Source organism: Pseudomonas sp. SG-MS2, from assembly GCF_009933855.1.
Classification (GTDB): domain Bacteria; phylum Pseudomonadota; class Gammaproteobacteria; order Pseudomonadales; family Pseudomonadaceae; genus Aquipseudomonas; species Aquipseudomonas putida_E.
In genome coordinates, this window is record NZ_MOMO01000249.1 from 14,822 (window position 1) to 28,911 (window position 14,090).

The window sequence follows — 14,090 nt, forward strand, 5'->3', positions numbered from 1 at the left end:
TTTTTTGTTGCCTGCCACCATGCACTGTCCCTTTTGCGGTGCCAACGACACCAAGGTCATCGACTCGCGCCTGGTCGCCGAGGGCGAACAAGTGCGCCGCCGTCGCGAATGCGTAGCCTGCGGCGAGCGTTTCACCACCTTCGAAACCGCCGAGCTGGTATTGCCCCGGCTGATCAAGCAGGACGGCACGCGCCAGCCTTTCGACGAAGAAAAGCTGCGTGCCGGCATGCAGCGGGCGCTGGAGAAGCGCCCGGTCAGCGTCGAACGCCTCGAGGCGGCCCTGGCACATATCAAGAGCCGGCTGCGCGCTACGGGTGAGCGCGAGGTCAAGTCGCTGGTGGTGGGTGAGCTGGTGATGGCCGAGCTGCGCAAGCTCGATGAAGTGGCCTACATCCGTTTCGCTTCGGTGTACCGCCGCTTCCAGGACCTCGATGAATTCCGCGAAGAAATCGACCGCCTGGCCCGCGAGCCGGCTAAAGAGTGAGCATGCCGAGCCAGACCGCGATCCTCGACGCCCATTACATGGCCCGTGCCCTGGAGCTTGCCCGCAAGGGTATTTACACCACTCACCCCAACCCGCGCGTGGGTTGTGTGATCGTCCGTGACGGCGAAGTGGTGGGTGAGGGCTGGCATGTGCGCGCCGGTGAACCACATGCCGAAGTGCATGCCCTGCGCCAGGCCGGTGAGCGTGCCCGCGGCGCCTGTGCCTACGTGACGCTCGAGCCTTGCAGCCACCATGGCCGCACCCCACCGTGCGCCGAAGCGCTGGTACAGGCTGGTGTGGCGCGGGTGGTGGCAGCCATGCAGGACCCCAACCCGCAGGTCGCCGGGCAGGGCCTGCGCCGCCTGGCCGAAGCAGGCATCGAAGTCGCCAGTGGTGTGCTCCAAGCCCAGGCCCGCGCCCTGAACCCCGGTTTCCTGAAGCGCATGGAGCATGGCTTGCCGTTCGTGCGGGCCAAGCTGGCCATGAGCCTGGATGGCCGCACCGCCATGGCCAGCGGCGAAAGCCAATGGATCACCGGCCCTGCCGCCCGCTCTGCGGTGCAGCGCCTGCGTGCCCGTGCCAGCGTGGTACTGACCAGCGCCGCCAGCGTATTGGCCGACAACGCACGGATGACCGTGCGCGGTGCCGAGCTGGGCCTGGACCCCGACACCACCGCGCTGGCGCTGAGCCGCCCCCCCCTGCGCGTACTGATCGATGGCCGCCTGCGCCTGCCACTGGACGCGCCGTTCTTTCAGGCTGGCCCGGCCCTGGTGGTAACCGCCATGGGGAACGACCCGCGGTACGCCCAGGCTGGCCACGAGCTGCTCAGCCTGCCGGGCAGCAATGGCCAGGTCGATCTGCTCGCCTTGATGCAGTCACTTGCAGCGCGTGGCGTCAACGACATCCTGCTGGAAGCTGGCGCAGGCCTGGTCGGCGCTTTTGCCCAATTGGGCCTGATCGACGAGTACCAGCTGTTCGTCGCCGGCACCTTCCTTGGCTCCCAGGCCCGTCCGTTGCTGGACTGGCCGCTGTCGAAGATGAGCGAAGCGCCACGGCTGAAAATTACCGAAATGCGTGCAGTGGGCGATGACTGGCGGGTCACGGCCATCCCTCTGCCGGCGCCCGGCGTATAATGCCGGGCTTGCCCTGCGCAACCCGTTTTTGAGGAAGTCCCCATGTTCACCGGCATCATCGAATCCATCGGCACCATCCGCAGCCTGACCCCCAAGGGCGGTGACGTGCGCGTCTACGTCGAGACCGGCAAGCTCGACCTGGGTGACGTCAAGCTTGGCGACAGCATCGCCGTCAACGGCGTGTGCCTGACCGCCGTCGAACTGCCGGGCGATGGCTTCTGGGCCGACGTCAGCGTCGAGACCCTCAAGCGCACCGCTTTCATCGACCTCAAGAGCGGCAGCAAGGTCAACCTGGAGAAGGCCCTGACCCCGACCACCCGCCTGGGCGGCCACCTGGTCAGCGGCCACGTCGACGGTGTCGGCGAAATCATCTCGCGCAGCGATAGCGCTCGCGCCATCCAGTTCCGCGTGCGTGCACCCAAGGAGCTGGCCAAGTACATTGCCCACAAGGGTTCGATCACCGTCGACGGCACCAGCCTGACGGTCAATGAGGTCAATGGCGCCGAGTTCGAGCTGACCATTGTCCCGCACACCCTGTCCGAAACCATCATGGCCGACTACCGCGCAGGGCGTCGGGTCAACCTTGAGGTCGATTTGCTGGCCCGTTACCTGGAGCGCCTGCTGCTGGGCGACAAGGCTGGCGAACCGAGCAAGGGCAGTGGCATTACCGAAAGCTTCCTGGCCGCCAACGGCTTCTTGAAATCCTGATTGAGAAGGGGGTGCCGCGTGGCGCTCAACAGCATCGAAGAACTGGTCGAAGACATCCGCCAGGGCAAAATGGTCATCCTGATGGATGACGAAGACCGTGAAAACGAAGGCGACATCATCATGGCGGCCGAGTGCTGCCTGCCTGAGCACATCAACTTCATGGCCAAGCACGCCCGTGGGTTGATCTGCATGCCGATGACCCGCGAGCGTTGCGAAATGCTCAAGCTGCCGCTGATGGCGCCGCGCAACGGCTCGGGCTTCGGCACCAAGTTCACCGTGTCGATCGAAGCGGCCGAAGGTGTTACCACCGGCATCTCGGCGGCCGACCGCGCACGCACCGTGCAGGCCGCAGCCGCCAAGGATGCCAAGGCCGAAGACATCGTAAGCCCGGGCCACATCTTCCCGCTGATGGCCCAGCCCGGCGGTACCCTGGCACGCGCCGGCCACACTGAGGCCGCCTGCGACCTGGCGCGCATGGCCGGTTTCGAGCCGAGCGGCGTGATCTGTGAAGTGATGAACGATGACGGCACCATGTCGCGTCGCGCCGAGCTCGAAGTGTTCGCCGCCGAGCATGGCCTGAAAATCGGCACCATCGCCGACCTGATCCACTACCGCATGATCCACGAACGCACCGTGCAGCGCGTTTCCGAGCAGCCGATCGAGAGTGAGCTGGGTGAGTTCAACCTGGTCACCTACCGCGACGCCGTGGAAGGCGATGTGCACATGGCCCTGACCCTGGGCAAGGTCTGCGCCGAAGAACCGACCCTGGTGCGTGTGCACAACATGGACCCGCTGCGCGACCTGCTGCTGGTCAAGCAGCCTGGCCGCTGGAGCCTTCGCGCCGCCATGGCCGCGGTTGCCGAGGCCGGCAGCGGCGTGGTGCTGTTGCTGGGCCACCCACTGGATGGCGATGTGCTGCTGGCACATATCCGCGAAAGCGCAGGCGATGCACCGACCAAGGCACCGACCACCTACAGCACTGTGGGTGCCGGTTCGCAGATCCTGCGTGACCTTGGCGTGCGCAAGATGCGCCTGATGAGTTCGCCGATGAAATTCAATGCGATATCCGGATTCGATCTGGAAGTTGTAGAATACGTGCCCTCCGAGTGACTTGAGGCGGCGCTTGCGCCCTCACGCTCGAGTCCAAACCCTCCCGAGGCCGCCAGAGCGCGGCCTCGCTCTTGAAGATGAGAACATCGGAATGACCCTGAAGACCATCGAAGGTACCTTCATTGCCCCCAAAGGTCGCTATGCTTTGGTGGTTGGCCGCTTCAACAGCTTCGTCGTAGAAAGCCTGGTGAGCGGTGCCGTTGATGCCCTGGTACGCCACGGTGTCAGCGAAAGCGACATCACCATCATCCGTGCCCCGGGCGCGTTCGAAATCCCGCTGGTGGCTCAGAAAGTCGCCCAGCAAGGTGAATACGACGCGATCGTCGCCCTGGGCGCAGTGATCCGTGGCGGTACCCCGCACTTCGAATACGTGGCGGGCGAATGCACCAAGGGCCTGGCCCAGGTGTCCATGGAGTTCGGTGTGCCGGTGGCCTTCGGTGTCCTGACCGTCGACTCCATCGAGCAAGCCATCGAGCGTTCCGGCACCAAGGCCGGTAACAAAGGTGCTGAAGCTGCCCTGTCCGCTCTGGAAATGGTCAGCCTGCTGGCGCAGTTGGAGGCCAAGTGATTAGCGACGAAAGCGATCGTTTCAACCCGCGCGATCCAAAACCTGCGGATGCCGGCAAGCCATCGAAGAGCGCCAAGCGCCGCGAAGCCCGCAAGCTCGCGACCCAGGCCCTGTACCAATGGCACATGGCTCAGCATTCGCTGAACGAGATCGAAGCGCAGTTCCGGGTCGATAACGATTTTACCGATGTAGATGGCGCCTATTTCCGCGAAATCCTGCATGGGGTTCCGGCCATCAAGAGCGAAATCGACAGCGCGCTGAAACCGTGCATGGACATCGCCCTGGAAGAGCTCGACCCGGTCGAACTGGCCGTATTGCGCCTGTCCACCTGGGAGTTCATCAAGCGTGTCGATGTACCGTATCGCGTTGTGATCAACGAAGGCGTAGAGCTGGCCAAGGTCTTCGGCGCCACTGACGGCCACAAGTTCGTCAACGGCGTGCTGGACAAGCTGGCACCTTCGCTGCGCGAAGCAGAAGTCAAGGCGAACAAGCGCTGATCCTGGCGCTGTCGAGCCATGGGTGAGTTCGAGCTGATCAACCATTACTTCGCCGCCGCGCCCTGTGCGCAGGGCGGTGAGGGCGTGGCGCTGGGCATTGGCGACGACTGCGCCTTGCTCGAGCTTGCCCCGGGCGAGCAGTTGGCGGTGTCTACCGACACCCTGGTTGCCGGGGTGCACTTCCCGACGGTCTGTGACCCGCGCTTGCTGGGGCAGCGCTCACTGGCCGTGGCGGCCAGCGACCTTGCAGCCATGGGCGCCAATGCCATCGGCTTCACCCTTGCCCTCACCCTGCCCGATGTCGGTCCCGACTGGCTCGCCGCCTTCGCCGACGGCCTCAGCCGCATGGCCCAGCGTTGCCGCATGAGCCTGATTGGTGGCGACACCACTCGCGGCCCCTTTAGCATCACCGTCACTGTTTTGGGCAGCGTCCCCGCTGGCCAGGCCCTGCGCCGCAGCGGTGCCCGGCCGGGTGACCTGCTGTGTGTGGGGGGCGTGCTGGGCAAGGCAGCCGGTGCGTTACCGTTGGTGCTGGGCGAGCGGGAAGCGCCTGCCGAGCAGGCCGAGCCCCTGCTGGCCCACTACTGGTCGCCGCTGCCTCAACTCGGCCTGGGCCGGCGCTTGCGCGGGCGGGCGACGGCGGCGCTGGACATTTCCGATGGCCTGCTTGCCGATTGTGGGCACATCGCCAAGGCCTCCGGCGTCGCCCTTGAGGTGAACCTGGCGCAGGTGCCAGTGTCTCCTGCACTAGAGGCCTTTCTCGGCCGCGACGCGGCGGTGCAGGCGGCGCTCACCGGTGGCGACGATTACGTATTGGCGTTCACCCTGCCGCCTGAGGCGCTTTCATCCCTGGCGGACGCCGGCGTACATGTCGTCGGCCGAGTGCTCCAAGGGCAGGGCGTGACCCTGCGTGACCCCCAAGGCCAGGACATCACTCCCGTACAGCGGGGCTATCAACACTTTAGGGAGACACCGTGACCGACCACCCCAATCAGGTGCCTGCGGAGTTCGTTCCGCCATCGGTCTGGCGCAACCCGTGGCACTTCATCGCTTTCGGCTTCGGTTCGGGCACGCTGCCCAAGGCACCCGGCACCTGGGGCTCGATGGTGGCCATTCCGTTCATCCCGCTGTGGCAGATGCTGCCCGATTGGGGTTACTGGCTGCTGCTGGGCATCACCATGCTGTTCGGCTTCTGGCTGTGCGGTAAAGTCGCCAATGACTTGCGCGTGCACGACCATGAAGGCATTGTCTGGGATGAAATGGTCGGCATGTGGATCACCCTCTGGCTTGTGCCGCAAGGGTGGCAGTGGATTCTGGCGGGGTTCCTGATGTTCCGCTTCTTCGACATCCTCAAGCCATGGCCGATTCGCTGGATCGATCGCCATGTGCACGGCGGTGTCGGCATCATGCTCGACGATATCCTGGCCGGCGTGTTCGCCTGGCTGGGCATGCAGGTTCTGGTGTGGGCGGTAGGCTGAGACAGGGAGCGCTTTGATGGCCATTCGGACTGTGCTGCTGGCAATGATGCTCAGCTTTGCCCATGGGGCGCTGGCGGCCGAAGGCGTACCGAAACAGGTCCATCTGGTCAGTGAAGAGTGGCTGGACTACACCAATGCCGATGGTACCGGCGTGGCCTGGGATGTCTTGCGCAAGGTCTTCGAGCCTGCCGGCGTCAAGGTGGTGGCAAAGAGTGCTCCTTACAGCCGTGCCGTCGGGCTGGTCAAACGCGGCGAAGCCGATGCCTGGGTCGGTTCCTACAAGGATGAGAACGACGACAATCTCTACCCGCGTTGGCACTTCGACATGGACCACATCTATGCGCTGGGGCTTGCCAGCAAACCGGTGCCTACCCTGGAGACCGTTGGTCAGTATCGCTTGGCCTGGGTGCGTGGCTACGATTACGGCAGCTACCTGCCGAACGTAAAGGAGTCGCGCGAGATTCAGCGCCGCGAAGGCATCCTGCCAATGCTTGAGCATGATCGCGTGGACTTCTACATCGATGCGCTGACCGAAGTTGACTACGTGCTTGGCCAAACCTCTCAGCCAGAACGGTTCCGGCGGACCCATGTCGCCGAACTGCCGTTGTACCTGGCCTTTGCCCGCAACGAGCACGGCAAGGCCCTGCGTGAACTGTTCGACAGACGCATGGCTGAACTGGTACGCAGCGGCGAGTTGAAGCCTATCTTCCAGCACTGGAAACAGCCGTATCCCTTTACTGCCGACAGCAAGCCTCAATAGCACCATGGGCTGCCACAGGCTAACCGAACATCGAACTTTTCGATCTTAACCCACGGTATTCAGCCAGCGCACAGGCGCTGACCTGCTGATACAATCGCTTCACGAGAATTTTCCTACTTATCCAGGAGCACAACGTGCCCGTCGTCTTTGTTGCCGCCTCTAAACTCCCGACCCCCTTCGCGACTTTCACCATGCATGGTTTCCTCGACGAAGCCACCGGCCGTGAGCACGTGGTGCTCAGCCTGGGTGACATCGCCGACGGTGAGCCGGTGTTGGGGCGCCTGCACTCCGAGTGCCTGACTGGCGATGCCCTGTTCAGCCAGCGTTGCGACTGCGGCTCGCAACTGGAAGCCGCCCTGCAGGCCATTGCCCGTGAAGGGCGCGGCGTGCTGCTTTACCTGCGTCAGGAAGGCCGTGGCATCGGCCTGCTGAACAAGATCCGCGCCTATGAGTTGCAGGATGGTGGTGCCGACACTGTAGAGGCCAACGAGCGTCTGGGGTTCGCTGCCGACCAGCGTGATTACGCGATCTGCCTGCCGATGCTCGAGCACCTGGGCGTGAAATCGCTGCGCCTGATGACCAACAACCCGCGCAAGGTCAAGGCGCTGACCGACATGAACATCAAGGTTGCCGAGCGCGTGCCGCTGCATACCGGGCATAACCCGCACAACCGTTACTACCTGGCGACCAAGGCCGACAAGCTTGGCCACATGCTGGGTAACGAACACCAGGGTGAGGTCCCCCAGGCGTGACCCGCAGCGAGGTGAAGCGGCGCCTGGCGCTGGCCTGGTGGCAATACCTGGCGGTTGGCCTGGTACCGCTGCCGGTGATGGCCTGGGCCTTTGGCGGTGGCGATGCGCTGATCCCGGTGCTGGCGATGCCGCTGTTCATCGCCGGTGCGGCAACCATGTTCCTCAGCCTGCCGCGTTTCGGCGCCTACAAGCGTGCTTTGATCGCCACCTCCAAGTTGCTTGGCACGGCTGAAGAGCCGGCTGCCTGGATCGAGTTGGCCCGGGTGCGGCGCATGGCCATGCTGTTCGCCTGTTTCCCTGCCTGGGTCGCCGCGCTGTCGGTGCTGGTAGGGCTCGAAGCTGTGCCGCAAATCCTCTTGGCGTTATCCACAGTGGTGGTGCTTTACCTCTACCGCATCCCGCGTCAGCTGGGGTGATGCGCCGCCTGCTCTGCCTGCTGGCGCTGCTGGCCTGTACCGTCCAGGCTGGCGAGCCTCTGCGCGTGGTCAGCCTTGCGCCTTCGATGAGCGAAATCATGCTTGAGCTGCAGGCCGATGACCTGCTGGTGGGCGTGCTCGACGGCGGCGAGCGCCCAGCGGCGCTGCGTAACCTGCCTTCGGTAGGGCGCCAGGGGCAACTGGACATGGAACGCCTGCTCAGCCTCAGGCCTGACCTGCTGTTGCTCTGGCCCGGCAGCGTGGCACCGGCCCAGCGCGATCAGCTTACGCGCCTGGGTATCGCGACCTACAGTGCAGAACCCCACGACCTTGAGCAACTGCTTGAACAGATCGAGGCCATTGCCGTGCGTGTAGGGCGGGCAGAGCAGGGGCGGCAGTATGTGGGAGGCCTGCGTGAACGGTTGCGGCAACTGCGTCAGCACTATCGGCGTGAACAGCCGCTACGGGTGTTCTATCAGGTCTGGGACCGGCCGCTGTACACCTTGGGTGGGCGACAGGTGGTGAGTGATGCCTTGGCGGTGTGTGGGGCGCGCAATATCTTTGCCGACCTGAGCCAGCCGGCACCGCAAGTGAATGTGGAATCAGTGCTGATGCGCGATCCGCAGGTGATTCTGGCTGGCGACCAGGGGCAGTTGGCAAGCTGGAAGGCTTGGCCAGATTTGGGCGCTGTGGCCGGTGATCGTCTGCTGGTGGTGCCGGACAAGGGCCTGGAGCGGCCCAGCGGGCAGATGATCGAAGCCACCGCCCGCTTGTGTGCGCTGCTCGAAGCTAAAGCGCCGGCGTCCAGGTGACGCTGAACAGGGCCGTGCGGCCCTCTTCGCGGTAGCCGTAGCTGGCGCCATCGTAGCTGTACAGCGCACGGCTGTAGCCTTTGTCCAGCAGGTTATCCAGCTTTAGTTCCAGCTTCAGCTCGTCGGTCGCTGCCCAACTGCTGCGCAGGCCCAGCAAGCCATAGCCGCCGAGGCGATTGCGGTTGGCCTCGTCGTCGTAACTGGCGCTGACGGCCTGCCAGCTGCCTCCTACCGTAAAACGCTCGAATTGACGGTCCAGGTCCAGGCTCAAGGTGCGCCTTGCGCGACGGGCGAGGGTGTGGCCGCTGTCACGATCACGCGGATCGATCAACGCTAGGCCCAGCTGGCTGCGCCATTGGCCCCACTGTTGCTCCAGTGCCATTTCCACGCCGTTGATACGCGCCGAGGCCACATTACGCGGGATCGAGTCCTGGCCAAAGATAATCGCATCGCTCAGGTCAGTACGGTACAGCGAAGTTTCCAGGCGGCTGTCGCGGCTGAGCTGGCTGCGCCATTGCAGCTCGTAACTTCTGGAATGCTCCGGGTCCAGCTGCGGGTTGCTGTACTGCGGGTAGTACAAGTCGTTGAAGGTCGGCGCACGAAAGCCTTCGCTGTAGGACAGCAGCACATCGTTGTGCGTATTCAGCGGCACGGTCAGGCTACCGCTCCATGTGGTCTGGCCGCCAAACTGCTGGTTCTGGTCGCGGCGCACGCCCAGTTCGGTAGAGACGTGCTCGCCGCGCAAGCGATGCTGGATGAAAGCGGCGCGGTTCCAGCGGCTGTCTTCGCTGAAATCGGTGCTGGCGTGCACGCGGTCTTCGTACCAGTCGCCGCCGATCAACAGGTTCTGCCGCTCGCTCAGGGCCAGGTCGTTCTGCCAAGTGACCTGGTCGCGATAGGTGTTGAACACCGAGCGTTCGTCACTGAGCTTGTCGCGCTTGTCGTCGCGGTTTTCGCTATGGCCCAGCTCCAGGCGTGAATGCCACACGTCATTGAGCTGTGCATCGAAGTAAGTACCCAGGCTGCTGACGCTGAAGTCGGTGTAGGGCTTTTGCCCGAAGCTTTCGAAGGTGACCGGGTCGAAGCCACCGAACGGATTGTCGTACTCGCTGCGCCCTTGGCTGTCGAGCAGGTTCAGGCCGGCTTCGAAACGTTCGCCAAAGGTGTGGCTCAGGCTCAGGTTGAACGACTTGTTGCGGTAGGCATCATGATCGCCGTCGCTGGCGAAGGACGGGCCGGTCGAGTCGATGCCTGCTGTTTCGTCCAGGCTGGCGCCCAGGTTGAAGCGGGTCGCGCCCTCGCCTCCGGACAGGCCCAGGCTGCGTTGCCAGGTCTGGTTGCTGCCTGCCGCCATGCGCAGGCGCGGCTGCAGGCCCGTGCCGTTGCTGCGACGGGTGAAGATCTGAATGACACCGCCGATGGCATCGCTGCCGTAGATCGCCGAGCGTGAGCCGCGCAGCACTTCGACACGCTCGATCTGGTCGACGTCGAGAAACTGCAGGCCGCTGTCGCCCGAGGTGGCGTTGGCGATGCGCACGCCGTCGACCAGTACCAGGCTCTGCGCGGCCTTGGTGCCGCGGATGAAGATACCCGGCAGGCTACCGCGGCCACCGGTGGGCGCGACTTGCACGCCCGGCACGCGGGCGAGCAGGTCGGTGACGCTGGTCGGTTGCAGGCGGTCGATGTCGTTGCGGGTGAAAACGGTGTTGGCGGCGCTGGTGGCGGTGCGTGATTCGACCTGGCGGTTGGCGCTGATCAGCACGTCGGGGAGCTTCAGGGCGTCGTCGCGTTCGGCGGCCAGCAGCGGCAGGGGCAGGCAGAGCAGGGTGGCGAAGGTTGAGGTTTTCATGGGCAGTACCAGTTTGCGAGGGCTGCGCCCTCGATCGCGACACAAGGCCGCTCCTACAGGATTCCGCGGTCCTGTGTAGGAGCGGCCTTGTGTCGCGATGGGCCGCAAGGCGGCCCCAGGGATTACAGGCCGAGCCTGGCCATGCGGGCCTTCACCGAAGCTTCGATGCCGGCCGCATCCAGCCCACATTCAGCCAGCATCTGCGCAGGCTTGGCGTGCTCGACATAGATATCCGGCAGGCCCAGGTGCAGCAGCGGCTTGATCACGGCCTGGCTGGCCAGGAACTCGCCCACCGCAGCCCCCGCACCGCCCATGATGGCGTTCTCTTCGAGGGTCACCAGCAGCTCATGACTGCCTGCCAGCTCCAGCACCAGTGCCTCGTCCAGCGGCTTGACGAAACGCATGTCGACCACGGTGGCGTTGATTTTCTCGGCAACCTGCAGGGCTTCGGCCAACTGCACGCCAAACACCAGCAAAGCGACCTTTTCGCCCTGACGACGGATGACGCCCTTGCCGATTTCCAGCGGTTCCAGGTCACCACTGATCGGCGCGTTGGGGCCGGTGCCGCGTGGGTAGCGCACCGCTGCCGGGCCGTTGTACAGGTGGCCGGTGCTGAGCATCTTGCGCAGTTCGTTCTCGTCGCTGGGCGTCATCACCAACATGCCCGGGATGCAGCGCAGGTACGACAGGTCGTAGCTGCCCGCGTGGGTCGGGCCGTCTTCGCCGACCAGGCCTGCCCGGTCAATGGCGAACAGGACGTCGAGGTTCTGCACCGCCACGTCGTGGATCAGCTGGTCGTAGGCGCGCTGCAGGAAGGTCGAGTAGATCGCGACCACCGGCTTGCTGCCTTCGCAGGCCATGCCCGCCGCTAGCGTCACGGCATGCTGCTCGGCGATGGCCACATCGAAGTAGCGCTCGGGGTAACGCTCACTGAAGGCAACCAGGTCGGAGCCTTCCTTCATTGCCGGGGTGATGCCCACCAGGCGGTTGTCGGCAGCGGCCATGTCGCACAGCCACTGGCCGAATACCGCAGAGTACTTCGGCCCGCTGGCCTTCTTCGGCGCGGCCGGCTTGTCGGCAGGCTCGAGCTTGGTGATGGCGTGGTAGCCGATCGGGTCGATCTCGGCCGGCGCGAAGCCTTTGCCCTTCTTGGTCACCACGTGCAGGAACTGCGGGCCTTTGAGGTCACGCATGTTGCGCAGGGTGGCGATCATGGTCGGCAGGTCGTGGCCATCGATCGGACCGATGTAGTTCCAGCCCAGCTCTTCGAACAGGGTGCCGGGTACCAGCATGCCCTTGGCGTATTCCTCGGTGCGGCGGGCAATCTCCCAGGCACCTGGCAGGCGCGACAGCACCTTCTTGCTGCCCTCGCGCATGCTTGCGTAGGTGCGGCTGGAAAGAATCTTGGCCAGGTAATTGGACAGCCCGCCAACGTTGCGCGAGATCGACATGTCGTTGTCGTTGAGAATGACCAGCATGTCGGCGTTGACTTCCTGGGCGTGGTTCAACGCCTCGAACGCCATACCGGCTGTCAGGGCACCGTCACCGATCACTGCAATCGACTTGCGCGCGCTGTTCTGCAGGCGGGCGGCAATGGCCATGCCCAGTGCGGCGCTGATCGAGGTGCTGGAGTGGCCGACGCCAAAGGTGTCGTACTCACTCTCGCTGCGGCGCGGGAAGGCGGCGATCCCGTCCTTCTGGCGCAGGCTCAGCATGCGGTTGCGCCGGCCGGTGAGGATCTTGTGCGGGTAGGCTTGATGGCCGACGTCCCACACCAGCCGGTCGTCCGGGGTGTCGAAGACGTAGTGCAGGGCGATCGTCAGTTCGATCACGCCCAGGCCGGCGCCAAAATGCCCACCGGTCTGACCCACGGTGTAGAGCAGCTCCTGGCGCAGCTCGTCGGCCAGGTGCTCAAGGTCGGCTTCGGCCAGCCGGCGCAGGCCGGCAGGCGTGTCAGCGCGGTCGAGCAACGGCGTGACCGGGCGTTCGCGGGGGATCTCTTGAAACGTCGTGGGCATCAGGCGAGTCGTTATAGATGTTAAGACGCGGCAGTTTACCCCATTGTGGGAAAAGTGCCCATTCGACCAGAGGTTGCAGCCCCCTGTGTGCGGGTTTGGAACCAGTGCTTCTTAATGGCGGCGTTCGACGATGTAGCGCGCCAGCGCCCGCAGAGGTTCTGCGTTTTCACCAAACCCTTCAAGTGCGACCAGCGCCTGGTCGCGCAGTTCGATCGCGTAGGCCTTGGCCGCTTCCAGGCCAAGCAGGGCCGGGTAGGTCGGTTTGTCACGGGCGATGTCGGCACCTTGGCGCTTGCCGAGGGTGGCGGTGTCGCTTTCCACGTCGAGGATGTCGTCCTGCACCTGGAATGCCAAGCCAATGGCCTGTGCATAAGTCTGCAGGGCGTCCAGCTGCGCCTGCTCGGCGCGGCCGCTGGCCAGGGCGCCAAGGCGCACGCTGGCTTCGATCAGCGCGCCGGTCTTGTGCCTGTGCATGAACTCCAGGGCCTGCTGGTCCAGCTTCACGCCGACCGAGCCAAGGTCGATGGCCTGGCCTCCGACCATGCCGGCAGGGCCTGCAGCTTTGGCCAGGGCCTGGACCATGGCCAGGCGGATGGCGTCGGGCTGCGGGCTCAGCCGGGGGTCGAGCAGGGCGCTGAAGGCCAGGCTCTGCAGGCCGTCGCCTGCGAGGATCGCACAGGCTTCATCGAAGGCTTTATGGGTGGTCGGCTGGCCACGGCGCAGGTCGTCATCGTCCATGGCCGGCAGGTCGTCATGCACCAGCGAATAAGCATGGATCAGCTCCACCGCGCAGGCGGCGCCGTTGGCCTGCTCGGCCGGTGCGCCCAGCGCTTGGCAAGCCGCATAGGCGAGCAGCGGGCGCACGCGCTTGCCGCCGTTCATCACGCTGTAGCGCATGGCGGTGTACAGCCGCTCAAGCTCCTTGGTGGGCGCAATGAACAGGGGTTCAAGGGCCGCATCGACGCGCGCCTGGCTGCTGGCCTGGTAGGCGCCGATCATGCCTCTGGCTCCGCATCGAAGGGCTGAGCGGCGAGCTCGCCGTCGCGTTCCAGCAGTATCTGTACTTTTTGCTCGGCCTGGGCCAGGGCGCCCTGGCAATCGCGGGTCAGGGCGATACCTTGCTCGAAGGCGGCCAGCGAGTCTTCCAGCGACAACTCGCCGTTCTCCAGGCGTTCGACCAGGGCTTGCAGGTCGGCGAGGGATTGCTCGAAATCGATGGAGGCTTTTTTGCGGGCCATGGCGACGGGTCTCGGTGGCTGTTCAGAACGGCGCGACACTAGCAGAGCGGGGCGGGGGGAGCAAACTTGAGGTTGGTTTTTCCGGCCCACAGGTACAGCACAATGCCAGAAGGCTGTGCTGAACCTGTTGGAGCCGGCTTGCCGGCGATTGGGCCGCAAAGCGGCCCCGTCGATCAATCAGGCTGGCATAGCTTCCAGCTCCACCATTGCCTCGCGGCAGCGTGCCAGCTCGGCAATGGTCAGCACCGGCAGATTGTACTGGCGGGC

At 64.6% G+C, this 14,090-nt stretch carries 16 protein-coding genes and 1 pseudogene; 12 read left to right on the top strand and 5 right to left on the bottom strand.

Annotated features, from left to right (window positions below):
• The first annotated feature begins 19 nt into the window (after positions 1-19).
• The 12 genes from nrdR to BLX42_RS23610 all read left to right on the top strand — a co-directional run bounded on the left by nrdR (position 20) and on the right by BLX42_RS23610 (position 8,718).
• Positions 20-484 carry a transcriptional regulator NrdR gene (gene nrdR / locus BLX42_RS23555; protein WP_008092351.1) on the top strand — a complete coding sequence of 155 codons (465 nt, stop codon included), beginning with the start codon at positions 20-22 and terminating at the stop codon, positions 482-484.
• Positions 485-486: 2 nt separating this feature from the next.
• The gene (ribD, locus tag BLX42_RS23560) at positions 487-1,617 is read left to right on the top strand and encodes a bifunctional diaminohydroxyphosphoribosylaminopyrimidine deaminase/5-amino-6-(5-phosphoribosylamino)uracil reductase RibD (protein ID WP_161872780.1); all 1,131 of its coding nucleotides are present in this window, start codon (positions 487-489) and stop codon (positions 1,615-1,617) included.
• A 42-nt stretch (positions 1,618-1,659) separates the two neighbouring features.
• The gene (locus BLX42_RS23565; protein ID WP_046785096.1) at positions 1,660-2,325 is read left to right on the top strand and encodes a riboflavin synthase; all 666 of its coding nucleotides are present in this window, start codon (positions 1,660-1,662) and stop codon (positions 2,323-2,325) included.
• An 18-nt stretch (positions 2,326-2,343) separates the two neighbouring features.
• Positions 2,344-3,435, top strand: coding sequence for a bifunctional 3,4-dihydroxy-2-butanone-4-phosphate synthase/GTP cyclohydrolase II (gene ribBA, locus BLX42_RS23570; RefSeq protein ID WP_046785097.1), 1,092 nt, complete (start codon positions 2,344-2,346; stop codon positions 3,433-3,435).
• A gap of 91 nt (positions 3,436-3,526) precedes the next feature.
• Positions 3,527-4,003 (top strand): 6,7-dimethyl-8-ribityllumazine synthase, encoded by a 477-nt coding sequence (gene ribE, locus BLX42_RS23575; protein ID WP_043210219.1) that lies wholly within the window; start codon positions 3,527-3,529, stop codon positions 4,001-4,003.
• The gene (gene nusB, locus BLX42_RS23580) at positions 4,000-4,500 is read left to right on the top strand and encodes a transcription antitermination factor NusB (protein WP_012312511.1); all 501 of its coding nucleotides are present in this window, start codon (positions 4,000-4,002) and stop codon (positions 4,498-4,500) included. Before ribE ends, nusB begins: the two co-directional genes overlap by 4 nt.
• A gap of 18 nt (positions 4,501-4,518) precedes the next feature.
• Positions 4,519-5,478 (top strand): thiamine-phosphate kinase, encoded by a 960-nt coding sequence (thiL, locus tag BLX42_RS23585; protein ID WP_161872781.1) that lies wholly within the window; start codon positions 4,519-4,521, stop codon positions 5,476-5,478.
• The gene (locus BLX42_RS23590) at positions 5,475-5,978 is read left to right on the top strand and encodes a phosphatidylglycerophosphatase A (RefSeq protein WP_046785099.1); all 504 of its coding nucleotides are present in this window, start codon (positions 5,475-5,477) and stop codon (positions 5,976-5,978) included. The genes thiL and BLX42_RS23590 overlap by 4 nt, the downstream gene beginning before the upstream one ends.
• Before the next feature lie 16 nt (positions 5,979-5,994).
• Positions 5,995-6,738, top strand: coding sequence for an ABC transporter substrate-binding protein (locus BLX42_RS23595; RefSeq protein WP_046785100.1), 744 nt, complete (start codon positions 5,995-5,997; stop codon positions 6,736-6,738).
• Between the two features lie 134 nt (positions 6,739-6,872).
• A complete protein-coding gene (gene ribA / locus BLX42_RS23600) occupies positions 6,873-7,490 on the top strand; it encodes a GTP cyclohydrolase II (protein ID WP_012312515.1) in 618 nt (205 codons plus the stop codon).
• Positions 7,487-7,906 (top strand): hypothetical protein, encoded by a 420-nt coding sequence (locus tag BLX42_RS23605; protein ID WP_046785101.1) that lies wholly within the window; start codon positions 7,487-7,489, stop codon positions 7,904-7,906. The genes ribA and BLX42_RS23605 overlap by 4 nt, the downstream gene beginning before the upstream one ends.
• Complete coding sequence (locus tag BLX42_RS23610; RefSeq protein WP_161872782.1) at positions 7,906-8,718, top strand: cobalamin-binding protein; 813 nt, start codon at positions 7,906-7,908, stop codon at positions 8,716-8,718. Before BLX42_RS23605 ends, BLX42_RS23610 begins: the two co-directional genes overlap by 1 nt.
• Here BLX42_RS23610 and BLX42_RS23615 read toward each other — a convergent pair.
• The 5 genes and pseudogenes from BLX42_RS23615 to BLX42_RS23635 all read right to left on the bottom strand — a co-directional run.
• A complete protein-coding gene (locus tag BLX42_RS23615) occupies positions 8,696-10,567 on the bottom strand; it encodes a TonB-dependent receptor domain-containing protein (protein ID WP_161872783.1) in 1,872 nt (623 codons plus the stop codon). The genes BLX42_RS23610 and BLX42_RS23615 overlap by 23 nt on opposite strands.
• Positions 10,568-10,689: 122 nt before the next feature.
• Positions 10,690-12,585: a 1-deoxy-D-xylulose-5-phosphate synthase gene (gene dxs / locus BLX42_RS23620; RefSeq protein WP_119688196.1), complete on the bottom strand. Its 1,896-nt coding sequence runs from the start codon at positions 12,583-12,585 to the stop codon at positions 10,690-10,692.
• A gap of 111 nt (positions 12,586-12,696) precedes the next feature.
• Entirely contained in the window at positions 12,697-13,584 is an 888-nt protein-coding gene (ispA, locus tag BLX42_RS23625; RefSeq protein WP_115273474.1) for a (2E,6E)-farnesyl diphosphate synthase, read from the bottom strand.
• Positions 13,581-13,823, bottom strand: a complete 243-nt coding sequence (locus BLX42_RS23630; protein WP_008092375.1) for an exodeoxyribonuclease VII small subunit — start codon at positions 13,821-13,823, stop codon at positions 13,581-13,583. Before BLX42_RS23630 ends, ispA begins: the two co-directional genes overlap by 4 nt.
• Before the next feature lie 177 nt (positions 13,824-14,000).
• A pseudogene (locus BLX42_RS23635) lies at positions 14,001-14,090 on the bottom strand (3,4-dihydroxy-2-butanone-4-phosphate synthase); the annotation flags it as partial.

Coding starts and splice junctions, on each gene's coding strand:
- ribE (WP_043210219.1), top strand. CDS start 3,527: ATGACCCTGAAGACCATCGAAGGTACCTTCATTGCCCCCAAAGGTCGC.
- BLX42_RS23610 (WP_161872782.1), top strand. CDS start 7,906: ATGCGCCGCCTGCTCTGCCTGCTGGCGCTGCTGGCCTGTACCGTCCAG.
- nrdR (WP_008092351.1), top strand. CDS start 20: ATGCACTGTCCCTTTTGCGGTGCCAACGACACCAAGGTCATCGACTCG.
- thiL (WP_161872781.1), top strand. CDS start 4,519: ATGGGTGAGTTCGAGCTGATCAACCATTACTTCGCCGCCGCGCCCTGT.
- BLX42_RS23565 (WP_046785096.1), top strand. CDS start 1,660: ATGTTCACCGGCATCATCGAATCCATCGGCACCATCCGCAGCCTGACC.
- dxs (WP_119688196.1), bottom strand. CDS start 12,585: ATGCCCACGACGTTTCAAGAGATCCCCCGCGAACGCCCGGTCACGCCG.
- BLX42_RS23595 (WP_046785100.1), top strand. CDS start 5,995: ATGGCCATTCGGACTGTGCTGCTGGCAATGATGCTCAGCTTTGCCCAT.
- ribD (WP_161872780.1), top strand. CDS start 487: ATGCCGAGCCAGACCGCGATCCTCGACGCCCATTACATGGCCCGTGCC.
- ispA (WP_115273474.1), bottom strand. CDS start 13,584: ATGATCGGCGCCTACCAGGCCAGCAGCCAGGCGCGCGTCGATGCGGCC.
- BLX42_RS23630 (WP_008092375.1), bottom strand. CDS start 13,823: ATGGCCCGCAAAAAAGCCTCCATCGATTTCGAGCAATCCCTCGCCGAC.
- BLX42_RS23615 (WP_161872783.1), bottom strand. CDS start 10,567: ATGAAAACCTCAACCTTCGCCACCCTGCTCTGCCTGCCCCTGCCGCTG.